Source organism: Bacillus sp. AFS098217, from assembly GCF_002551815.1.
Taxonomy (GTDB): domain Bacteria; phylum Bacillota; class Bacilli; order Bacillales; family Bacillaceae_G; genus Bacillus_A.
Window position 1 is genome coordinate 1 of sequence record NZ_NVPR01000163.1, and the last position, 20,800, is coordinate 20,800.

22 protein-coding genes and 2 pseudogenes are annotated in these 20,800 nt (G+C 36.5%); 19 read left to right on the top strand and 5 right to left on the bottom strand.

Features of this window, described 5'->3' with window-relative positions:
- Positions 1-102 precede the first annotated feature (102 nt).
- Complete coding sequence (locus COO03_RS24590; RefSeq protein WP_097899588.1) at positions 103-1,320, bottom strand: MFS transporter; 1,218 nt, start codon at positions 1,318-1,320, stop codon at positions 103-105.
- A 405-nt stretch (positions 1,321-1,725) separates the two neighbouring features.
- Between COO03_RS24590 and COO03_RS24595 the strand changes: the two genes are divergently transcribed.
- From COO03_RS24595 to COO03_RS24675, 17 genes are all read left to right on the top strand, one after another.
- Entirely contained in the window at positions 1,726-2,154 is a 429-nt protein-coding gene (locus tag COO03_RS24595; protein ID WP_097899589.1) for an NfeD family protein, read from the top strand.
- Positions 2,155-2,156: 2 nt separating this feature from the next.
- Positions 2,157-3,125, top strand: coding sequence for an SPFH domain-containing protein (locus tag COO03_RS24600; RefSeq protein ID WP_097899590.1), 969 nt, complete (start codon positions 2,157-2,159; stop codon positions 3,123-3,125).
- Between the two features lie 51 nt (positions 3,126-3,176).
- Positions 3,177-3,428, top strand: a complete 252-nt coding sequence (locus tag COO03_RS24605; RefSeq protein WP_097899591.1) for a hypothetical protein — start codon at positions 3,177-3,179, stop codon at positions 3,426-3,428.
- 15 nt (positions 3,429-3,443) lie between these two features.
- On the top strand, positions 3,444-4,595 hold the full coding sequence (gene spoIIP / locus COO03_RS24610) for a stage II sporulation protein P (RefSeq protein WP_097899592.1): 1,152 nt from the start codon (positions 3,444-3,446) through the stop codon (positions 4,593-4,595).
- A gap of 199 nt (positions 4,596-4,794) precedes the next feature.
- Positions 4,795-6,267, top strand: coding sequence for a 4-hydroxyphenylacetate 3-hydroxylase family protein (locus tag COO03_RS24615; protein ID WP_097899593.1), 1,473 nt, complete (start codon positions 4,795-4,797; stop codon positions 6,265-6,267).
- Between the two features lie 153 nt (positions 6,268-6,420).
- The gene (locus tag COO03_RS24620) at positions 6,421-7,167 is read left to right on the top strand and encodes an IclR family transcriptional regulator (RefSeq protein ID WP_097899594.1); all 747 of its coding nucleotides are present in this window, start codon (positions 6,421-6,423) and stop codon (positions 7,165-7,167) included.
- Positions 7,168-7,186: 19 nt separating this feature from the next.
- Positions 7,187-7,735 (top strand): FAD synthetase family protein, encoded by a 549-nt coding sequence (locus tag COO03_RS24625; RefSeq protein ID WP_097899595.1) that lies wholly within the window; start codon positions 7,187-7,189, stop codon positions 7,733-7,735.
- 28 nt (positions 7,736-7,763) lie between these two features.
- Positions 7,764-8,303 (top strand): 3-hydroxyanthranilate 3,4-dioxygenase, encoded by a 540-nt coding sequence (gene nbaC / locus COO03_RS24630; protein ID WP_097899596.1) that lies wholly within the window; start codon positions 7,764-7,766, stop codon positions 8,301-8,303.
- Positions 8,288-9,331, top strand: a complete 1,044-nt coding sequence (locus COO03_RS24635) for an amidohydrolase family protein (RefSeq protein WP_097899597.1) — start codon at positions 8,288-8,290, stop codon at positions 9,329-9,331. Before nbaC ends, COO03_RS24635 begins: the two co-directional genes overlap by 16 nt.
- Positions 9,303-9,761 (top strand): RidA family protein, encoded by a 459-nt coding sequence (locus COO03_RS24640; protein WP_097899598.1) that lies wholly within the window; start codon positions 9,303-9,305, stop codon positions 9,759-9,761. The genes COO03_RS24635 and COO03_RS24640 overlap by 29 nt, the downstream gene beginning before the upstream one ends.
- 12 nt (positions 9,762-9,773) lie before the next feature.
- Entirely contained in the window at positions 9,774-11,243 is a 1,470-nt protein-coding gene (locus COO03_RS24645; RefSeq protein WP_097899599.1) for an aldehyde dehydrogenase, read from the top strand.
- A 76-nt stretch (positions 11,244-11,319) separates the two neighbouring features.
- A complete protein-coding gene (locus COO03_RS24650; protein WP_097899600.1) occupies positions 11,320-12,099 on the top strand; it encodes a 2-keto-4-pentenoate hydratase in 780 nt (259 codons plus the stop codon).
- Between the two features lie 30 nt (positions 12,100-12,129).
- The gene (locus tag COO03_RS24655; protein WP_097899601.1) at positions 12,130-13,029 is read left to right on the top strand and encodes an acetaldehyde dehydrogenase (acetylating); all 900 of its coding nucleotides are present in this window, start codon (positions 12,130-12,132) and stop codon (positions 13,027-13,029) included.
- Positions 13,016-14,041, top strand: coding sequence for a 4-hydroxy-2-oxovalerate aldolase (gene dmpG / locus COO03_RS24660; protein ID WP_097899602.1), 1,026 nt, complete (start codon positions 13,016-13,018; stop codon positions 14,039-14,041). Before COO03_RS24655 ends, dmpG begins: the two co-directional genes overlap by 14 nt.
- A gap of 2 nt (positions 14,042-14,043) precedes the next feature.
- Positions 14,044-14,832: a 2-keto-4-pentenoate hydratase gene (locus COO03_RS24665; RefSeq protein WP_097899603.1), complete on the top strand. Its 789-nt coding sequence runs from the start codon at positions 14,044-14,046 to the stop codon at positions 14,830-14,832.
- A gap of 15 nt (positions 14,833-14,847) precedes the next feature.
- On the top strand, positions 14,848-15,048 hold the full coding sequence (locus COO03_RS24670; RefSeq protein ID WP_255257276.1) for a 4-oxalocrotonate tautomerase: 201 nt from the start codon (positions 14,848-14,850) through the stop codon (positions 15,046-15,048).
- Positions 15,049-15,167: 119 nt separating this feature from the next.
- Positions 15,168-15,944, top strand: coding sequence for a Cof-type HAD-IIB family hydrolase (locus COO03_RS24675; RefSeq protein ID WP_097899604.1), 777 nt, complete (start codon positions 15,168-15,170; stop codon positions 15,942-15,944).
- Between the two features lie 77 nt (positions 15,945-16,021).
- Here COO03_RS24675 and COO03_RS24680 read toward each other — a convergent pair whose 3' ends face one another.
- Positions 16,022-16,483, bottom strand: a complete 462-nt coding sequence (locus tag COO03_RS24680; protein ID WP_097899605.1) for a DinB family protein — start codon at positions 16,481-16,483, stop codon at positions 16,022-16,024.
- A 172-nt stretch (positions 16,484-16,655) separates the two neighbouring features.
- Here COO03_RS24680 and alr point away from each other — a divergent pair, with 172 nt between their 5' ends.
- Positions 16,656-17,834: an alanine racemase gene (gene alr / locus COO03_RS24685; protein WP_097899606.1), complete on the top strand. Its 1,179-nt coding sequence runs from the start codon at positions 16,656-16,658 to the stop codon at positions 17,832-17,834.
- Between the two features lie 44 nt (positions 17,835-17,878).
- Here alr and COO03_RS24690 read toward each other — a convergent pair whose 3' ends face one another.
- Together COO03_RS24690 and COO03_RS27905 are read right to left on the bottom strand one after the other, a co-directional pair.
- The gene (locus COO03_RS24690) at positions 17,879-18,598 is read right to left on the bottom strand and encodes a class I SAM-dependent DNA methyltransferase (protein ID WP_097899607.1); all 720 of its coding nucleotides are present in this window, start codon (positions 18,596-18,598) and stop codon (positions 17,879-17,881) included.
- Positions 18,599-18,624: 26 nt separating this feature from the next.
- A pseudogene (locus tag COO03_RS27905) lies at positions 18,625-18,786 on the bottom strand (GNAT family N-acetyltransferase); the annotation flags it as partial.
- An 87-nt stretch (positions 18,787-18,873) separates the two neighbouring features.
- Here COO03_RS27905 and COO03_RS24695 point away from each other — a divergent pair.
- A pseudogene (locus COO03_RS24695) lies at positions 18,874-19,242 on the top strand (YitT family protein); the annotation flags it as partial.
- Between the two features lie 46 nt (positions 19,243-19,288).
- Here the strand turns inward: COO03_RS24695 and pdxR are convergent.
- A complete protein-coding gene (gene pdxR, locus COO03_RS24700) occupies positions 19,289-20,689 on the bottom strand; it encodes a MocR-like pyridoxine biosynthesis transcription factor PdxR (RefSeq protein WP_097899608.1) in 1,401 nt (466 codons plus the stop codon).
- Positions 20,690-20,800: the final 111 nt, after the last annotated feature.

The window sequence follows — 20,800 nt, forward strand, 5'->3', positions numbered from 1 at the left end:
CTTTTTATTCTGCATAGCAGGGATTTAGATGTCGAAAAATGAAAATGGATTAATATAGTAGAAAAAGGATAGAGCACCCTATCCTTTTTCTACTATATAAAGTTAAAGAGAAACGTCCTTTTCTTGCTGTTTTGTGTGTTTTAGTAAAATAAAAGATAAACAAACAGAACATAAAATAAGAAAGGAAGCAATGATATAAATCGTACGTACACCGAAAATATCGGTAATAATACCAACGCTTAGCATTGAGAGACCTGAAGCGGTTGAAGTGAGTGTACCGTGAGCGGTGTACATTTTTGATAATAAAGAAGGTGCTACACTTGTTTGTAAAACAGTTGTTTGAGAAATATCTCTCATTTGATAAGAAGGTCCCATTAGCACACAAAGAAATAGTGCAATAAATCCGTTACTCGTTATGCCATATAAGAAAGTAAGTATACTAAATATAAGTGATCCTATAGCCATTGAACGTATTAAATTATTTTGAATATACGTGCTTATTCGCCATACTAAGAGGCCGCCTAGCAATGTTCCAATATAATAACTCGTATTAATATACCCCCACCATTCTTCGCCTTTATGAAGAGCAGTCGTTACATATGCCATGGTAACGCCGCCAATCCAAATTGTTCCAGCAAATGTTTCGATTAAATCCATATATGTAACTGTACGGAGAGAGGGGTGCTGGAATAATAGTTTCCAACCTTCTATTAATGCAGCGGATTTGGAGACAGATTTATCTGAAGTTCTTTCAACTTGTATAGAACGCAATGAAACATATAATGTAATACATCCAAAAATCATTAAAATGTTATTGAAGATAAGTGTAGAAGTGGCCCCGATGAGAAGGACAATTATACTTGTAAAGGAATAAGCAGCAGCTTGAACGATTTGTGTTGAAAAAGAAAAGACACTATTTACTTTTACTAACTTTTCTTGTGGTGTTAGGCGTGGAATAACAGCGTATAATAAAGGAGAACTCCAGCCACCGCATAATGAAATGAGGATAACGAAAGTTAAAAGAACAGTAACGTTTGATGATAAAATAGGAAATAAAATCGTTAAGAGAATTAAAAAGATTGTTTTGATCCATTGTAGTGTAAAGAGTAATGAATAAGACGGAAAACGATTCATTAGAAGTGGTGCAGATGTACTAGCGATTAGGTTTGTAATAACTTGTAATAATGGAAAAAGGGCTGTGATAGTAGCTGATTTGGTTGTCATATATATATGAGTAGTAAGAATCATAACATAAACAACATCAGCGAGAGTAATACACACTTTAGACATCCAATAAAAGGATAAGGATTGTTTGTGCAATAAAGCTGCCTCCTTTGAATAGTCATTTTTTCTTTATATTTAATATAATCTGCAAAATAAATTTTGGAAAGAATTTTATTTTTGTAACTTTTACACAAGGATTTTCATGTATAATAAAGAATATATTAATATACTATTTTATTAATACCCATTGCGACAGTGAATATGTATAATAGCTTCTAGTAATGGACCCCGAATGGAGTAGGTGAGTGTAATTTTTTATCTGCTATTGATGGTTAGTCTTCACGGATTAAGCTTTTATGAACAATTATTTATCCGTTTACACAAGTCTACCTTGTTTTCTCTGAATCTTTAGACGGGGGAGTTGCTGCTCGCGAATAGCGGGATAAACAATTCTTTTTCTCATATACATGTAGAAAATAGAAAAGAAAGTGAGGGTGGCATATGGATGGATGGGTAGTTTGGTTTATTATAGCTGGAATTTTATTTATTGCAGAGATGTTATCAATTACTTTTTACATGCTGTGGCTCGGAATTGGAGCTGTTGTCGGAGGTCTTATTGCACTATTTGCTCCAGAGGCATTATTTCTACAAGTTGTTGTAGGTGCAATTGTGAGTTTAACTTTAACTTTCTTTACGAAAAGAATCTCCAAAAACTTTCGAGAGGCAAAAGGATTTACCGACACTGTCGATAAACTTGCTGGTAAAAAGGGTATCATCATGCAAGCGATTACAAGCGAGGAAAATGGGATTGTGAAAGTGGATGGAGATATTTGGACTGCTATTTCAGATGTCCCCATTTCTGCTGGAGAAAGAGTCATTGTTATAAAGAGGAGCAGTACTGTTTTATATGTGAAAAAGGAGAGTGAATAAGGATGGTAGCATTAACATTAACGATTATTTTCGCATTAATTGTCGTTGTATTTGTAGCGTTAGCAATTAAAATTATTCCACAGCAAAAAGTTGGGGTTGTTGAAAGGTTTGGTAAATTTCAACGTATTATGCATCCGGGGTTAAATCTTTTAATCCCAATTGTAGATCGTGTTCGCGTATACCATGATTTACGTATTCAACAAACGAATGTACCACCGCAAAAAGTTATTACAAAAGATAACGTACAAGTAGAAATCGATACAATTATTTTCTATCAAATTGTTGAACCAGAACTTGCGACATACGGTATTTCAAACTATGAATACGGTGTTCGTAATATTACTTCTGCAACGATGCGTCAAATTATTGGTAAAATGGAACTGGATGAAACATTATCTGGCCGTGAGAAAATTTCAACAGAAATCCGCTTAGCGCTTGATGAAGCAACAGAAAAATGGGGCGTTCGTATCGAACGTGTAGAAGTGGTTGATATTAATCCGCCAAAAGACGTGCAAGCATCGATGGAAAAACAAATGAAAGCAGAGCGTAATAAGCGTGCGATTATATTAGAAGCAGAAGCGGCTAAACAAGATAAAGTCCTTCGTGCTGAAGGGGAAAAGCAAAGTAAAATTTTAATGGCTGAAGGGGATAAAGAAGCACGTATTCGCGAAGCAGAGGGTATAAGAGAAGCAAAAGAACTAGAAGCACAAGGGGAAGCAAGGGCGATCGAAACTATTGCGAAAGCGGAACAAAACCGTATTGAATTAATACGTGAAGCGAATTTAGATGAGCGCGTTCTTGCTTATAAATCATTCGAATCATTAGCTGAAGTTGCAAAAGGGCCAGCTAATAAAGTCTTCATCCCATCAAATGCAATTGAAACACTCGGCACACTTGGTGCAATCGGTGAAATTTTTAAAGAAAAACAAGCGAAGAAATTACCTTCTTCTGATACACCAAAAGAACAATAGAAACGAGAAAGAGAAATGGGCTGCCATTTCTCTTTTTTTTAGGGGGATTCAATGAAACGATTTTTACATGTTTTAAAGATTTGTATGGTGGGTGTATTTGTTTTGATTTGGTGTTGGGTAATGAAAGATATCATTTTCAATTCATACTTAAATTATTCTGTTTGGTTACATTGGCTATATAGTATTTGTTTCTCGTTAAGTTCTATCAACGCGTATAGATCAAATAAAAAGGTATTTGCTTTCCTATTCTTTTTAGCAGTTGCACTAAATGTAATCAGTGTATTGAAAATGTATATTACATAAAGCTTGTACATATCAATGTATAAAGAAGGTGATACATTGAAAAAGTATGCAACTCGTATACGTGGGAAAAAATTACTACTTTTTATTTTATCTTATGCATTTGTAATAGTAGCAACGGCGTCTATTGTGACTTCGCTTTTACATACAATGAAATCTTATTATGTGAATCAGTGGTTTGGGAAGGTCTCGATGCAAGGTTTTGTTCGAATGTTGGAAAATGAAAATCATTATTTTGCATTTGATTATTTTAAAACAAATAAGCGAGAATCAGTTGGGAATTTGTTATTTTCTATTGCGACGGATCTTAAAATACAAGATTTAAGAACGTTCGTTGGGAAAGAAGTGCCTGGGATGTCAAAGTACTATTCTAATATTATCGTAGCTGGAGAAGGAACAGATTATACGAATATTCCCAATGAATCTAGTGTGCCAATTGAAGAGGTAACGAAAGAACGTGAAGTAGCGAAGGAGAAAGTTAAAGAAGCAGACGAAAAGAATCCTGTACAAAAAAATAAAAGCGATGTAAAAGGTGAAAGTGCTGTATTTATTTATCATACACATAGCTGGGAATCTTTCTATCCATTATTACCTGGAGCGAAAAGTCCATCGAGTCCAGATGTAAATGTTTCGCTTTTAGGAGAGCGTCTAAAAGAACAATTAGAGGGACAAGGAATACCAGTTTTTCATGATAAAACAAATATGGGAGATTTATTAGCGAATAAGAAATTAAAGTGGTATCAAGCATATAATGCATCTCATGGTTATGTGAAAGAAGCGTTAGCGCAAAATAAAAAAATTATGTTTCCAATCGACATTCATAGGGACGATAGGCGGAAGGATGTCACGACAAAAGTGATTAATGGAAAATCCTATGCAAGGTTATATTTTATAATAGGAATGGAAAACGAAGGGCATTCCAATAATGAAAAGATTGCAAGAGCGATAAATTCATATCTAGATGAAAATTATTACGGATTAAGTCGAGGGATTTTCCCAAAATATAAAAAGGATGGAAATGGCGTTTATAATCAAGATTTATCAAAAAATGCAATGCTTATCGAAGTTGGTGGCGTTGATAATACTTTAGAAGAGCTATATAACACGATTGATGTACTCGCTGAAGTGTTTAGTAAATATTATTGGGAAGCAGAGAAAGTGAATGGATGATGTAAGAGGGATAGGGAACTGTCCCTTTTTTACATGTTCCTTAAAAAATTTAGTAGAATTTCATAATGTGAAATAAGGCAGTAGTTTCGAATAGGGATTGGTTTATAATAATTAAAAATTCTGTCAATTTAAAGAAGGGCAGAATTTCTAAACTTATTTGTATAGTAAATTTCAAAATGTATATATTGGAGGGGAAAAAATGGCGATTCGAACAGGGGCTCAGTATATTGAGGGATTAAAGGCGAGAAATCCTGAAATTTGGATTGGGGGAAGAAGAGTAACAGATGTTGTAAATGAAGATGTTTTTCGGGAACCGATTCTACAAATTGCTAAATTATATGATATGCAGCATGATCCTAAATACCAAGACAAAATTACCTATATATGTAAAGAAACAGGAGAACGAGTTTCGAATGCGTTTTTAGTTCCGAAAAACTATGAGGACTTAAAAGCACGTCGTGAATTATTTGAAGTATGGTCAAAGGCTACATTCGGTCTAATGGGTAGAACACCAGACTTTTTAAATGTTACAGTTACTTCAATGGCGAGCAATGCATGGTTTTTTGAAAAATTTGATTCCTCATGGGGGAACAATATAAAAAATTATTATAAACATATACGTGATCAAGATTTGTTTTTAACACATGCGATTATCAATCCACAGAATGATCGAAGCAAAGCTTCATATCAGCAAGAAGATGAAACGATGCATTTAGGTGTAGTGAACGAAACAGAAGAAGGAATGTATGTGAGCGGAGCTAAGATGTTAGCGACACTTGCACCAATTACGGATGAAGTGATTATTTATTCATATCCAAGTTTTAAACCTGGTGATGAGCGTCATGCAATTTCTTTTGCAGTTCCTATTGATGCGCCAGGGTTAAGAATCTTTTGTCGCGAGCCAATGCAAGATGGAAAACGCTCCTTGTTTGATCATCCGCTTGCATCAAGGTTTGAAGAAATAGATGCACTCCTTGTTTTTCATAATGTGTTTATCCCGTGGGATAAAGTGTTTATTTATCAAAGTGTCGAGGCTGGAAATCAACTGTATCCAAAAACAGGAATTGGACATCAACCGGCACACCAATCGGGAGTCAGAGGATTAGTGAAACTTTCTTTTGCCGCAGAAGTAGCTATAAAGCTAGCAGATTCAATTGGAGTAGACGGCTTTTTAAATGTACAGAATCAGTTAGCAGAATTAATGCAGGATGTAGAGACAATCCGGGCACTCTTGCAAGTAGCTGAATATGAGTATGAAATGAATGCATACGGTGAAGCTATACCTGCAAGGTTGCCACTTGATACGATACGCAGCTTATTACCTAAAATGTATCCGCGTGCCATTGAGATTATTCAAACCATTGGTGCGGGTGGACTTCTTATGTCGCCAACCGGTGCTGACTTTATGAATCCTGAGATTCAAGATGATATGCATAAATACTATATTGGTCGTGAAGGAGTATCTTCAGAAGAGCGCGTTCGGTTGTTTAAGTTAGCTTGGGATTTATGTGGTGAAGCATTTGGACAACGTTTATTACAATATGAGCGGTATTACTCTGGCGATCCAGTTCGAAAAATGGGTATGTTTTATAATGCATATAAAAAGCAACAATCTTTTTCGCTCGTGGACAGTGCTTTGCAAACGAATGCGTCTGAGAATGCATTAAGTTAATACTAAAATGAGTACGCTTACATTTTAGTGAATAAGGAAGGAGCGTTAAGTAAGTATAAAGAATTTTACTGTTAGGATGAAAATCTTCTTATATGTTTTAGCTATATATGGAGGGCAAGTTATATGTAACTGAAATAGAGGAGGTAAGTGATTTTGATAGCATCTATCAGTAAGATTTGTAAAATTCTAAATTGTTTCACGAACGATGAGCCAGTTCTAGGAAACTCTGAAATTGCATCGAAATTAAATATGAATCCAAGTACGGTTCACCATCTTGTCCGTACATTGTGTGAAGAAGGAATGTTAATTCGAGATGAGCAGAGAAAATACCGATTAGGTTGGAAATTGTTAGAGTGGGGCAATCAAGTGATGTTTCAACAAGAGATATATAGCGGGGCGATTCCAATTGTTGAAGAACTTGTAAGGAAATTTAATGGGACGGTGCATATCGGTATGTTTGACCGTGGAGATGTTGTATTTATTTTGAAAGTTTCATCAAAGGACTCTGTTCAAATATCAACTCATGTCGGATCAAGAAAACCTGCATATTGCACAAGTACAGGAAAAGTTCTTCTTTCATTTAATCCTTCTTCTTTAGAATATACTCCAGAAAATGGGCTGTTGCCTCGAGCGCCAAACACAATTACTTGTATGAAGAGATTTCAAGAAGAGTTACAGACAATTCGTAAGCAAGGTTACTCCATAAGTGATAATGAAAATGAACATGGGTTATATGGCATTGCAGCTCCTATTCGTTCTTACACTGGGAGGACCATTGCGGCTCTTAATATTGTTGGTCCGAAAACGTATATGCAAGGAAGCAATAGCCAAGTCATGATTCAAAGTGTGATGAATACTGCAAATTTAATTTCAAAGGAATTTGGTTATTTAGACATTTAACCATAACTGTAAAAGAGAGGTGAGAATCATTTATATACATGATCATAGTGTACCTGAATTAACAAAATCGATTGTTTCTATTGGAGCATTTGATGGTGTGCATAAGGGACATCAGGCCGTTATTAGAAATGCAATAGAGAGAGCAAAAAAATTAAAGATTACAAATGTCGTGTATACATTTGATCCACCACCACGTTCTTATTTTCAGGGAACACAAGTGCTGACGCCAATTAATGAGAAGTTAAATCGATTTCAGGAACTAGGTGTTGAGCATGTAATCGTTATTCGTTTTGATGAGTCGTATGTAACGAGAAGGGCTAGTTACTTTATTCAAGAATTACAAAGATTATGCCCAATTGAAATTTATGTTGGAGAAGATTTTCGATTTGGAAAAAATCGCGAGGGTGATATAGACCTACTGATGAAATACTTTGATGTTTCTATCGTCGAAGAGGTTTGCTGTGAAGACGGTGAACGAATTTCTTCCACGAGGATCAGAAATCATTTATTTCAAGGAGAATTACAGAGATCTCATTCACTATTAGGGTGGCCTCTCAAGACAATATAAATGGAATGAACTATAAGGAGGAAAAAGCATGTCAAAAACATTACAATCTTTTAATTTACTAAAATGGATTGATGAAAATAAAGAGTTATTAAAACCACCAGTAAATAACAAAGTAATTTGGCAAGACTCGGAATTTATTGCCATGATTTTAGGAGGACCTAATAGAAGACGTGATTTCCATGTGGATCCTTCAGATGAATTCTTTTATCAAATAAAAGGCGAATGCTATGTGGAATGTATTACGGAAGAAGGAAAACGTGAAGTCGTGACAGTAAAAGAAGGCGATGTATTTATGCTGCCAGCTATGGTACCGCATTCACCACATCGCGTTGCAGACACATATGGATTAGTAATTGAAAGAAAACGTAACCAAGGAGAACTTGAGGATTTTGTATGGTTCTGTGATGAGTGTAACCATGAAATGCATCGTGTACGGGTTCAATTAAGCGATATCGAAAAACAAGTGAAAGAAGCAATTTATAGCTTTAATTCAAATAAGGAAATTCGTGCATGTAAAAACTGTGGACATATTATGCCTGAAGAAGTGGAGGAATGGAAGTGCGAATAGATTTTCATACACATATTATTCCTGAAACATTTCCGGATTTTGAAGAGAAGTTTGGTGGTGGCCGGTGGCCGATATTAAATCGGACTTGTACATGTGGTGCAACCATTATGGTTGGAGGGAAGAGCTTTCGCGATGTGACAGACCAGGTATGGTGTCCAGAGAAAAGAATTGAAGATATGAACCGTGAAGGTGTTGATATACAAGTATTATCACCAATTCCTGTTACATTTTCCTATTGGGCAAAACCAGAAGAAGCGGAAAGCATGGCGCGTATTCAAAATGATTTTATTGCAGAAACAGTATTGGCATATCCAGATCGTTTTGTTGGGTTAGGAACAGTACCGATGCAAGATGGAGAAACGGCAGTTCGTGAGATGGAGCGCTGTATAACAGAATTAAACTTACATGGAATTGAAATTGGCACGAATGTCAATGGAAAAAATTTAGATGATCCGTCATTTATTGAATTCTTCCGAATGGCTGAAAAGTGGCAAGTCCCAATTTTTATTCATCCATGGGAAACATTAGGTCGTGATAGAATGCCACATCATAATTTTATGTATACAGTCGGAATGCCAAGTGAAACGGCTCTTGCCGCAGCCACACTTATATGGAGCGGGATAATGGAGAAGTTTCCTAAGCTGAAAATTTGCTTTGCTCATGGTGGAGGTTCTTTTCCGTATATTTTGCCGCGATTAGATCAAGGATGGCAAGTATGGCCACATCTGAGATTAACTACATATCCTCCGAGCCATTACGCAAAGAAATTTTATTTCGATTCTCTAAACTATGATCCAATTAATCTTAAATATATGATTGAGAGATTTGGACATGAAAAGATTTTTATGGGGTCGGATTATCCGTTTTTACTACGAGAAATTCAGCCAGGTAAAGTAATTGACGAGACACTTGAGTTATCAGAGGAGCAAAGGGAAGCGATGCTTGGCGGAAATGCAGCGAGTTTCTTAAATATTGATATAAAAAAAAGAGGTGTAGTATATGCAGAAAGTACAAACACCAGAGAGTAAATTAAATGAAATGGGACTCACACTACCAGCTATTCGTCCAGCGGTAGGCAATTATGTAAGTTGTGTAAGGGTCGGAAACTTATTGTTTACTGCTGGACAAGGTGTTGACCAGTACCATGGAAAACTAGGTAAAGATGTATCAGTAGAAGATGGATACAAGGCAGCAAGGCAGTCTATGTTGAACTTATTAAGTGTTGTAAAGCATGAACTCGGTGATTTAAATAAGGTGAAACGAGTTGTAAAATTGCTTGGTTTTGTGAATAGTGCAGAAGATTTTATCGACCAACCGAAAGTAATGAACGGTGCATCTGATTTATTAGTCAATGTTTTTGGGGAAAAGGGAAAGCATGCTCGTTCCGCTGTTGGAATGGCTCAACTACCGAATAATACAACAATTGAAATCGAGATGGTTTTAGAAATTGTGGAGTAGGAGGTAAGGAATATGAATAAAGAACTATTAGCTGAAAAAATGAAAGTAAAAGATGCGAAGTTATTTATTGATGGTCAATACGTCGATGCGATGTCCGGTGAAACATTCGATACATTTAATCCATCGACAAATATGAAACTTGCCTCTGTTGCACAAGCAAATGAAGAGGACACGAAACGAGCGATAGACGTGGCAGAGCGTACATTTACAAGTGGTGTTTGGAGCAAAATGCCTGTGGAAGAGAGATCAGAAATTTTATGCAAAATGTCTGATCTAATTATAGAAAAAGTAGATGAATTAGCATATATAGAGACACTTGATGTCGGAAAGCCAATTAAAGAGAGCCGGGGTTTTGATATTCCACGATCCGCTCATAACTTTCGTTTTTTTGCTGAGATGGCAAAGTATATGGTGCATGAACATTATGATAAACATAATTTTATGTCATATGCAAAATATGCACCTGCAGGAGTAACGAGTCTAATTATTCCTTGGAATTTACCATTTATGCAGATGACATGGAAGGCTTCAGCTGCATTAGCATCTGGAAATACTGTGGTTGTGAAACCAGCATCATATACACCTCTGAGTGCAGTCATGCTCGGTGAAATTGCGAATGAGGCCGGGCTACCTCCAGGCGTACTTAATATTATTACAGGGCCAGGAGGTACGGTAGGGAAAAAAATGACGACACATCCTGCTGTAAGACGTATTTCATTCGTAGGAGAAAGTAATACAGGGAAAACAATTATGCGGAATGCCTCAGAAAACTTAATACCAGTTTCGTTAGAATTAGGTGGGAAATCAGCGAATATTGTATTTGAAGATGCTGACTTAGATGAAGCGGTACAAGGGTCAATTGAAGCAATTTATCGGAATCAAGGAGAAATTTGTTTAGCTGGTTCAAGATTACTTGTACAGGAAAGCGTATATGAGCAGTTTCTAGAGAAATTTGTAACAGCAGTGAAAAAGATAAAAGTGGGAGATCCTCTTGATGAAGATACAGATATGGGAGCACTTGTTTCAAAGTCACATCTAGAAACAGTTGAACAGTACGTGGAAATAGGTCTTTCAGAAGGCGCAAAATTAGCTCACGGTGGAAAAAGAATCGAGAGTTTAGCACAAGGGAACTTTTATGAACCTACTGTATTATATGATGTTGATAATCGTATGCGTGTAGCTCAAGAAGAGATTTTTGGTCCCGTTTTAGTTGTTATACCATTTAGAACAGAAGAAGATGCAATTCGTATCGCAAATGATTCTATTTATGGTCTAGCGGGAGTTGTTTGGACAAATGATCTTAGAAGAGCACAGCGAGTTGTTTCGCAAATTGATTCGGGATTACTATGGATTAATTGTTGGTATGTGCGAGATTTGCGTACCCCATTTGGTGGTTCTAAGGCAAGTGGTATTGGCCGAGAAGGTGGACGTCACAGCTTTGAATTTTATACAGAAGCAAAGACAGTTACGATGAAATTATAAAGTGAAACTTCCATCAGTGGAATGGTATTTCCACTGATGTGTTATAAATATAAATTTAAAAAATGAGGTGAAATAAATGCAAGTGTTAATAAAGGAATTAGCAGATGAACTTATGCAGGCAGAACAAACGTGTAGGCCAATTTCGCCCTTTACGGAAAGGTATCCAAATCTATCAGTTTCAGATTCATATAACATTCAGCTTGAAGTAGTGGGAAGAAAGTTAAGACAAGGCCGTACAGTGATTGGGAAGAAAGTTGGACTTACGAGTAGTGCAATGCAGCAAATGCTTGGGGTAGATGAACCAGATTACGGACATTTATTAGATGATATGAAGGTAGAAAGTGAAAGTATAATTTCGGTAGATTCGTTTGTATCTCCAAAAGTTGAAGCGGAAATTGGATTTGTTTTAGCTGAAGATTTGAGTGGACCTAATATTACATATGTAGATGTGCTAATGGCGACGAAATATATTGTACCTACACTTGAAATTATTGATAGTCGTATTGCAGATTGGAAGATTAAGCTTGCCGATACAGTAGCGGATAATGGCTCTTCTGCAAAAGTAGTTGTTGGTGACAAGTTTTCTAATGTATCTGAAGTAGATTTGCGTACAGCTGGAATGTCGCTGTATAAAAATAATAAATTATTTGCTACAGGTGCAGGGGCAGCTGCATTAGGACACCCTGCACAAGCTATTGCTTGGTTAGGTAATAAACTGAGTGAATTTAATATTTCATTGAAAGCTGGGGAATTAATTTTACCGGGTGCATTATCGGGTGCTGTTTCAGTTCAATGTAATGATGTCATTCAAGCTGACTTTGGCTCTCTTGGTTCGGTGTCTATTAAATTCGTATAGTTTTATGGTTGTGAAAAGGAGGGAATATATGTGGGGAAAGTGAAGGCGGTTATTATAGGTTCTGGAAATATCGGTACGGATTTAATGTATAAATTAAGAAAAAGTGAAGTAATTGAAATGACTGCCATGATAGGAATAGATTCTGAATCAGACGGATTAAAGCGAGCAAAGGAAGAAGGATATGAGATTTTTGATAATGGTATACAAGCAATTATTGAGAATCCTAGCATAGCAGATATTGTATTTGATGCAACTTCAGCCAAAGCTCATATTCGTCATGCGGAAGTCTTAAGAAAATTAGGGAAGCTAGTGATTGACTTGACCCCAGCCGCATGTGGCCCATTTGTTTGCCCAGCTATACAAGATAGTACTCATGTAGAAATGCGAAACGTCAATATGATTACATGTGGAGGGCAGGCAACAATACCAATTGTTCATGCAATCAATGAAGTAGCGGACGTTACGTATGCAGAGATAGTTGCTACAATTTCTAGTTTAAGTGCAGGCCCAGGTACGCGGGCAAATATTGATGAGTTTACGATTACAACAAGGCGTGGGATTGAAGAGGTTGGAGGAGCAGATTGTGGGAAAGCACTTATTATATTAAATCCTGCAGATCCGCCCATTTTAATGAGGGATACAGTATATTGCGAAGTTAAGCATATGGATGAATTCTCCATTAAGCAAGCAATTTATAAGATGGTTGAAGTAGTTAGGTCGTATGTTCCGGGGTATTCTTTAAAACAAGAGCCAATGTTTGATGGGAACCGTGTGACTGTATTTTTAGAGATAGAAGGAGCCGGGGATTACTTTCCGCCGTATGCTGGTAATTTAGATATTATGACAGCAGCGGCATTAAAAGTCAGTGAAGGCTTTGCATCCCGAATTATTGCAGAGCAGAAGCGAGGTGTGATGAATGAAACGAAATAGTGATATGCCAATTAAAATAACGGAAGTTTGTTTGCGTGATGGAAGTCATGTAATGGGGCATCAATTTACAGAGGAACAAGTTAGGTCTGTAACTAGGTCGTTAGATGAGGCTGGTATGCATCATATTGAAGTAAGTCATGGAGATGGATTAGGTGGCTCTACTCTGCAATATGGAAAGTCATTGGTAGATGAAATGAAACTCATTGAAGCGGCAGTTGAAGAATGTAAACAGTCCAAGGTAGCTGTTTTACTTATTCCTGGTATTGGTACAATCCACGAATTAAAACAAGCACGAAGTATTGGAGCAAATCTTGTTCGTGTAGCAACTCATGTAACAGAAGCGAATGTTTCGGCGCAGCATATTCATTTTGCACGGGAATTAGGTATGGAAGTGTGTGGATTTTTAATGATGGCACATTCTGCACCAATTGAGAAATTAGTAGAACAAGCAAAACTTATGGAGAGCTATGGAGCACAAGCTGTATATGTGACAGACTCAGCAGGAGCTCTATTACCACACGAAGTACGCGAGCGAATTCAGGCATTACGTCAATCTCTAAATATTGAAATCGGGTTTCATGGTCACAATAACCTTTCTGTTGCAGTAGCGAATACGATTACTGCAATTGAAGAAGGAGCAACCCGTATTGATGGAAGTGTCCGTTGTTTAGGAGCAGGAGCTGGGAATGCGCAAACAGAGGTACTACTAGCTGTATTGGATCGGATGGGATATAAGCTAGATATAGATTTGTATAAAATGATGGATTTGGCAGAGGATATTGTTGCTCCTCTGTTACCAGGGCCGCAAGAAATCCAAAAAGGTAGCCTTGTAATGGGATACGCGGGTGTCTATTCAAGCTTTTTACTACATGCTGAGAGAGCAGCTCATAGATTTGGCGTAGATGCTCGTGATATTTTAATAGAACTTGGAAGAAGAAAGGTAGTTGGCGGTCAAGAGGACATGATTTTAGATGTTACAGCCGAATTAGCAAAAATAAAAGCGGGGGTGTAAAAATGGCTTTAGTTAAAGGAGTGGATTCAGAGATTATTGAATATTTACTTCAAGCTGAGAGGGAACGAAAAGAAGTGGTAAAAGTAACGGATCAGCATCCTGATTTAACGGTAGAAGATGCTTACATATTGCAAAAGCAATTAGTTGAACAGAAGATAAAAGAAGGATCTAAACGAGTTGGTGTAAAGCTTGGATTAACGAGTAAGGCGAAGCAACAAATGATGGGAATTGATGAAGCAATTTACGGTTATTTATTACATGATATGTTAGCATTTGAATGGGAACCAGTAAAGTATGAAACAATGATTCATCCAAAAGTAGAACCAGAGATTGCCTTTTTAATGGGAGAGGATTTGCAAGGTACAAACGTTACAGCGAATGATGTGTTAAAGGCGACAAAATATGTTACGCCAGCTTTGGAAATTATTGATAGTCGTTATTTGGATTTTAAATTTACATTGCCTGATGTAATCGCAGATAATTGTTCATCCTCAAAATTTCTATTAGGAAGTAAATGGGTGAATGCGGAAGAAATAGATTTAGCTAGTACCGGGATGGTCATGTCGAAAAACGGTAAAATGGCTACAACTGGAACGGGGTCAGCTGTACTTGGGCATCCGGCAACGGCAATTGCTTGGGCGGTAAATAAGCTTGGTTTACAGAATGAAGGGCTTAAAAAAGGTGATATTGTGTTAAGCGGGGCACTATCTGAAGCGATTGCTTTCAAAACTGGTGACGCTATTATTGCGCAGTTTGACGGTTTGGGTAGTGTATCGATGTTTTGTGAATAAAGGGTAAAGCGAGAGATGGGTATGCCAATTGTACAAATTCAAGTTATTGAGGGCAGAAAACAGGAGCAGATTCAAAATCTCATTTCGAATGTTACGGATGCAGTCGCAAAAAGTTTGGATGTGGAGACTGAACGTGTACGTGTACTAGTAAATGAGATTCCGGGTTCACATTGGGGTGTTGGAGGAAAGACAAAAGGTAGTGTGGAAGAAAAATAATATTGTTGGGAATAAGCGATTCTTATTAGGAATAAGAATCGCTTATTTGTTTGAAAAATCAGAAATAACGTGTTAATATTTTTCTTTGTTTAAAGAGGATAAGGGAAAGAGGGGACAATATGTATAAGATTGTATTTTTTGATATTGATGGTACGTTATTGAGTGAAATTGACAGAAGTATCCTTGCGAGTACAAAAGAAGCGATTGGGAAATTGATTGAAAAAGGAATTATAGTAGTAGTGACAACAGGGAGACCTTACAATTTATGTGTAGAATTTAAAGAGATGGGCATAGATACGTTTATTTCTGCGAATGGTGCTCATATAAAGTTTAATGATACAGTTATACATAAATCAGTGCTTTCGAGAGAAATAGTTCGTGATATCACAACTTTTGCTGAGTTAAATGGTCATGGTGTTTCTTATTTTACAGAGGAATTTGCAATGAATGGTATGGCTTCTAATGATGAACGGGTAATGAAAGCATTAAAAGAGACTTTAAATCTGCAACAATATCCTGAAAGAATGCAATCACTTTCAGAAGAAGTTTATTGCGTGTGTTTGTATGCAGATGAAACAGAAGCTCAAAAATTTCTAGAAAGATTTCCAACACTCAAATTCGAACGTTTTCACGGTTACGTTACGAATGTACTTGAAGATACTGAAGTGTCTAAGTTAACGGCTATTAAAAAGGTGTTGGATTATCTCAATATTTGTAGATCGGAAGCGATCGCTTTTGGGGATGGTGGAAATGATATTGATATGTTGGAGTATGTAGGTTTAGGAATTGCCATGGGGAATGGTGGGGAAAGGCTAAAGCAAAAGGCGGACTTCGTTACAAAAAAGGCAAGCGAAGGCGGAATAGACTACGCATTAACGAAATTTGGTATCATTTAAAGGACAATCACCAGTTAAGTAATTTTAATTAAGGAATTCTTCGTGTTCTTATTGATTTCTTTATTCGAATGAAAAAATCATTCGAATAAAGAAATTTTGGGGTCCTTAACATGTTCAACTAATAAAATATGAATTTGTCCACGATGATGATAAATGTGGGAAACAATTTCAAGTAGCCACTCGAATCGAGAATAAGAAACACCCCAATATGCGGTCATAACTTCAGCTAGTTCATTATTTGAATAAGATAAGAACGTTTTAGAAAGAAGTGCATATCCTTGGAGTAGCATTTCTTTCATTTGAGGAATTGTTTTTGATGTTTGTTCTAAATAAAAGGTATTTAACTCTTCTTGTGTAGCGCCATTTAAAATAAGTAAATCAGCATGACAAATCAGTGAGAGATGAGTACACATTTCAAATAGCGATCTTTTGTTTTGCAGTCGTTTAATTTGTAAATCTTTTTCGTCGAATTGATTAAGTATTTTTATAAATGTATCAATGGCAACTTTAAGTTGATGCAGCGCAGCTTGAACAAACATTGTAATTCTCCTCATTTTCATATATAATAGTGTCTTAAGAGTATTATATCATACTCAAAATTCCGAAAATTCTAGTAGTTTGACTAAAAAAATGAAAAATATTATATTGTAAAAGGTCATATTAAACGAGAAATAGAATGGAAAGCAATTATTGAGTTAGGAGTTTAGATCGATGAGTTCGATATATGGAAGAGATACAATTGTTGAAGTGAATTTAGATGATGTAAAACATAATGTGAGAGAATTTAAAAAACGTGTGAATGATGAAAATATTAAAATGATGGCAGCTGTCAAAGCAAATGGGTATGGTCATGGATCAGTTGAAGTGGCAAAAGCGGCAATTGAGGCAGGAATTCATCAACTTGCTGTAGCATTTGTAGATGAAGGAATTGAACTGCGCGAGGCAGGAGTGACTGTACCGATTTTAGTTTTAGGCTATACGCCAGTGGATGCTGTTAAAGATGCGATTGAACATGATATTATGACAACGGTATATAGAATAGATGATTTAAAAGGTATCAACGAAATTGCCAATCAGCTTGAAAAGAGAGCTCGTATTCAGGTGAAAATCGATACAGGAATGAGCCGGATTGGTCTACAAGAAGAGGAAGTCTTGCCGTTTTTAGAGGAACTAAAAAACATGAAATATATAGAAGTAGAAGGTATGTTTACACATTACTCTACAGCTGATGAAGTTGATAAAACGTATACAAATATGCAAATGAGTTTATTTGAGAAAGCTGTAAATACAGCAAAAGAACTAGGAATTCATCTCCCGTATATCCACAGTTCAAATAGTGCGGGATCAATGGAGCTTGGTAATACGTTTCAAAATATGGTTCGTGTTGGAATTGGGATTTATGGTATGTACCCTTCAAAAGAGGTAGATCATACAGCTGTGTCTTTAAAGCCCGCATTATCATTAAAGTCGAAAGTAGCTCATATTAAGCATGCGAAAAAAAATCGTGGTGTAAGTTATGGGAATACGTATGTGACAACGGGTGAGGAATGGATTGCGACTGTACCAATTGGATATGCGGATGGTTACAATCGTCAATTATCTAATAAAGGATCTGCACTAATTAATGGAATTCGTGTGCCGGTTCTTGGCCGTGTTTGTATGGATCAATTAATGCTGGATGTTACAAAGGCAATGCCTGTACATGTAGGAGATGAAGTAGTTTTCTACGGGAAACAAGGTAAGGAAGAAATTTCTGTAGAGGAAATTGCAGATTTACTAGGAACAATTAACTATGAAGTGACTTGTATGTTAGACCGAAGAATTCCACGTGTTTATAAAGAAAATGGTGAAATAACTACCGTGGTGAATATATTAAGAAAAAATAAATGAGGAAAAGGCTGAATCATATTGTTATGATTCGGCCTTTTTACGTATTAGTTCACTTTATGACATATAAAGATCATTCTATTTACACCATGAGATTGGATGTTTTTAAAACCGGCAGATTGCAGAGAAGAGATAATGTCTTCTTTTGGATAACAAGCTTCTGTGAAAGAGAAATCGCTTCTCCTCCAAATATCTTCTCTATCATATTTAAAAAGTATAAAATCCATTCTCCCTATTTTTTGTATATGATCATAACTGGGATTTACTGTACATATATAATTAGGTTCTACAATATGAAAGGGATTTTTCCAGCCGTCAATAAATGCATTTTCCATATTGACATCAAATGCGAAGATACCATTGTTTTCTAGTATAGAGTAAACGTTACAGAATACATTTGTCAGTTCTTCTAAATTCATAATATGATTTAAGCTATCTCCAACAGATAGGACGTAATTAAATTTTTCTTCAGTACTAAAAAAACGAGCATCGTCTACGATGAAAGATGCTTCGGGTACATTTTCGCGTGCGTGTTGAATCATTTTGGATGATCCATCTATTCCTGTTACAGTGAACCCTTTATCAACTAGTTTTCTTGTAAGATGACCAGTACCACAGCAAAGATCTAACACATGAGCATTTTGTGGTGCGTTGTGCAAAAGTAGTTTTTCATACGCAGGGTAGGCTTGCTCAGCAAAGTGTCCCCAATGCTTATTATAAATAGATGCGAAAATATCATAATCAGAATAAATGACTTTGTTTGGCATATGTATCCTCCTTGTATTCCGCCAAATTATAATTGTTCATAAAGTTTTAGAGCATTGCGGTTTTTTGTTTCAACTTCTAATCCAATCTTTGTAGGTCATTCAGCGACTAGTGTATATACGATATATTCTAGGATGTTTCTTCTGTATCCTTTTTCTGGATAAAAAGGATGCACAGCGAAGCCAGATAGGGGTAGTGTAATTCTTACCGACTGCTTATCATTTTAACCGAGAAGCCCCCCTCCTCTAAACCAAGTGAAGGTGGGGGTAGTTCAATTTCAATCGAGCAAGCAATGTTTTCACTAGCAATTTTCTATATTGTTACGAAGATGATTGATTTCATATTAGATGGCATTAATCAAGGCAAGAGTGTCATGATTATTTTGAGTAAAAATAAAGAGATTGGTGAATTTCTTATGAAGGAGTTGCAACTTTCTGTTACGTATCTACATGGAGAAGGTGGTTTTTTAGGAGAACACCAAAGAATCATTTATTGCATTACAAACCGCTTTATTTATCCAAAGATGAAAGATCTCGTTCTCTCTGTAGATTCAAGTGCCATAATTGAAGCTTCTTATTCAACGGAAACAACTGGTGTTAAGCGTCCAGGGATGTCAACATGTTTAGGGAAAACATTAGAAAAATAGTGTGTAAAAAGTAGCTTCACGCAATTATAATTGCGCGGAGCTACTTTTAGTTTGGAAACCAAGCTTCTTTCAGTAATTTTACAACAGTTTCAATACAATTTTCTTGAATACCGCCGAAGCCGAGTAATACATATGATTCCTTTCGTAAATCATGCACGGAATCGTATATAGAAAGAGGATACAGTTTGATTCGTTTTGTTGCGGCAGCGTCAATAAGTGCTTGTTCGGTCATGCCGTTATGAACATGCAGTACGATATGAAGTCCTGATTGTTCCCCGAGTATATTAACGCGAGTCCCCATTTCACTCGTGATGGATGTAACTAACGCGATGTGTTTTCTTTTATATAACGTACGAATTCGATTTATATGCCGATCCCAGTCTCCTTTTTGAATAAAGGTGGCAAAAGCAAGTTGTTGCATCGTTGAAACAGTTTGTTTAAAGATGCCCCCGAGTTCTTTATACGCTTGTAACAGATGATTTGGTAATACGATATATCCCATTCGTAAAGAGGGTAAAAAGCACTTTGAGAAAGTTCCCATATAAATAACACGTTCATTCGAATCGAGTCCTTGTAAGGAGGGAATGGGTTTTCCTACGTAGCGAAATTCTCCATCATAATCATCTTCAATAATATAGCCGCCACAATCATTGGCCCATTTTAATAATTCAAGTCTTCTAGATAAAGGCATGATCATTCCGTACGGAAATTGATGCGATGGAGTGACATATGCTACGTTTGTATGTGATTTACGTAAAGCTGAAATATCAATTCCTTTTTCATCTAATGGAATAGGATGAATTGGGAGCCCGCAGCTTTTAACAATCGCATTTACGCGATGAAATCCAGGGTTTTCGATCCCGTATACCTTTGTAGGACCAAGTAGTTGAAGAAGCAGCCAAAGAAGAGGTTGTGTACCAGCCCCAATAATAATTTGATCAGGTGAAGAGTTTACGCCGCGAGCATGATATAAATATTTTGAAATATGCTCTCGAAGAATGAATTCACCTTGTGGATCTTCTCTAGAAAATAAATGGTTTTCGTATTGGAGTAAGGTTTCTTGTAATGCTCTTTTCCAGTTTGAAATCGGAAAAGCTGTTTGATCAATTATCCCTTGACTACAATCGAAATCGTATTGTTCCTCTTTTCGTTTGCTAGTTTCGTACGACAAGCTATTTTGTTCAATTGGAATCACATCGATATCAACTTTTGCAACGAATATACCGCGCTTCGGTTTACTTTCTACGTATCCTTCTGCAGATAATTGTTGATAAGCAGATTCAACTGTAATACGGCTAACGTTAAGTTGTGATGCTAAGTTTCTGTGCGAGGGAAGACGAGTTCCAGCAGGAAGCATTCCCTTCAATATTTCTCGTTTTATATGGTCGTAAATTTGTATATAAATGGGTGTTGTGCTCTTTAATTGTAACGGAATCGTAAAATCCATCGTATACAGTTCACCTCCCTAACTGACCTTATAAAAAATAGATAAACTGTCACTTAAGCAAAAGGCAGTTTCTACTTACAATGATGATATAACATTTAGAAAATTTTATAA

Coding starts and splice junctions, on each gene's coding strand:
- COO03_RS24645 (WP_097899599.1), top strand. CDS start 9,774: ATGAATAAAGAACTATTAGCTGAAAAAATGAAAGTAAAAGATGCGAAG.
- COO03_RS24635 (WP_097899597.1), top strand. CDS start 8,288: ATGGAAGTGCGAATAGATTTTCATACACATATTATTCCTGAAACATTT.
- COO03_RS24670 (WP_255257276.1), top strand. CDS start 14,848: ATGGGTATGCCAATTGTACAAATTCAAGTTATTGAGGGCAGAAAACAG.
- COO03_RS24595 (WP_097899589.1), top strand. CDS start 1,726: ATGGATGGATGGGTAGTTTGGTTTATTATAGCTGGAATTTTATTTATT.
- nbaC (WP_097899596.1), top strand. CDS start 7,764: ATGTCAAAAACATTACAATCTTTTAATTTACTAAAATGGATTGATGAA.
- spoIIP (WP_097899592.1), top strand. CDS start 3,444: ATGTATAAAGAAGGTGATACATTGAAAAAGTATGCAACTCGTATACGT.
- COO03_RS24680 (WP_097899605.1), bottom strand. CDS start 16,483: ATGTTTGTTCAAGCTGCGCTGCATCAACTTAAAGTTGCCATTGATACA.
- COO03_RS24640 (WP_097899598.1), top strand. CDS start 9,303: ATGCAGAAAGTACAAACACCAGAGAGTAAATTAAATGAAATGGGACTC.
- COO03_RS24675 (WP_097899604.1), top strand. CDS start 15,168: ATGTATAAGATTGTATTTTTTGATATTGATGGTACGTTATTGAGTGAA.
- COO03_RS24690 (WP_097899607.1), bottom strand. CDS start 18,598: ATGCCAAACAAAGTCATTTATTCTGATTATGATATTTTCGCATCTATT.
- COO03_RS24615 (WP_097899593.1), top strand. CDS start 4,795: ATGGCGATTCGAACAGGGGCTCAGTATATTGAGGGATTAAAGGCGAGA.
- COO03_RS24605 (WP_097899591.1), top strand. CDS start 3,177: ATGAAACGATTTTTACATGTTTTAAAGATTTGTATGGTGGGTGTATTT.
- COO03_RS24600 (WP_097899590.1), top strand. CDS start 2,157: ATGGTAGCATTAACATTAACGATTATTTTCGCATTAATTGTCGTTGTA.
- alr (WP_097899606.1), top strand. CDS start 16,656: ATGAGTTCGATATATGGAAGAGATACAATTGTTGAAGTGAATTTAGAT.
- dmpG (WP_097899602.1), top strand. CDS start 13,016: ATGAAACGAAATAGTGATATGCCAATTAAAATAACGGAAGTTTGTTTG.
- COO03_RS24650 (WP_097899600.1), top strand. CDS start 11,320: ATGCAAGTGTTAATAAAGGAATTAGCAGATGAACTTATGCAGGCAGAA.
- pdxR (WP_097899608.1), bottom strand. CDS start 20,689: ATGGATTTTACGATTCCGTTACAATTAAAGAGCACAACACCCATTTAT.
- COO03_RS24665 (WP_097899603.1), top strand. CDS start 14,044: ATGGCTTTAGTTAAAGGAGTGGATTCAGAGATTATTGAATATTTACTT.